General features: G+C 41.5%; 1 protein-coding gene. It reads right to left on the bottom strand.

Translation table 11 applies throughout. The features are described from left to right. Positions 1-556: group II intron maturase-specific domain-containing protein (locus tag AN394_RS22500; protein ID WP_327077788.1), on the bottom strand; the 556-nt coding region annotated here is incomplete at both ends.

The raw sequence follows: 556 nt of genomic DNA, 5'->3' as shown, positions 1-556 counted from the left end.
CTCTTTGCTTTTCTCTTTGCCAAGTATTCTTGGTATAAAGGATCAAAAGGCGTAGCTTCACTCCTGATTTTCACATGTCTCTCTATTGGCACCTTAGCTATTTGAAATAGAGTAAACTGACAATCCATATTCATGCTCTTCTGCCAACCGTGAAATTGCCATTGGCCTCGACGGTTGATAAAGTACTTCATGGCGATCCAAGTTTTTGATTTTGTTGGATGACGCCTTTTAGCCCAATGCCATAACGCTAGAAATAGTTTGTGGCTCACATATCCGAATACTTGTTTGGCAACGCAATGGCGATAGTAATTCGACCAACCCCTGAGTTTCGGATTTATCAACTTGATTAGATCGTTAATGGGGGTGGTTGCGTGCTTTTTAGTGAGTTCGCGCAAGTTACTCAGAAATATTAACGTGTTAGATTTACTCGGTTTAATGAGCAGCTTTCCTTTGTACTTCCTATGGTTAAAGCCTAGGAAGTCAAAACCACGGCTAATGTGAGTAATGTGCGTTTTCTCTTCGGAGAGCGTTAAGCCTCTGTGTGCTAAGAAGTCAG

It is taken from the genome of Pseudoalteromonas sp. P1-26, assembly GCF_001401795.1.
GTDB lineage: Bacteria > Pseudomonadota > Gammaproteobacteria > Enterobacterales > Alteromonadaceae > Pseudoalteromonas.
The sequence above is the reverse complement of the archived record's forward strand: the minus strand, read 5'-3'. Positions and strand labels throughout refer to the sequence as shown.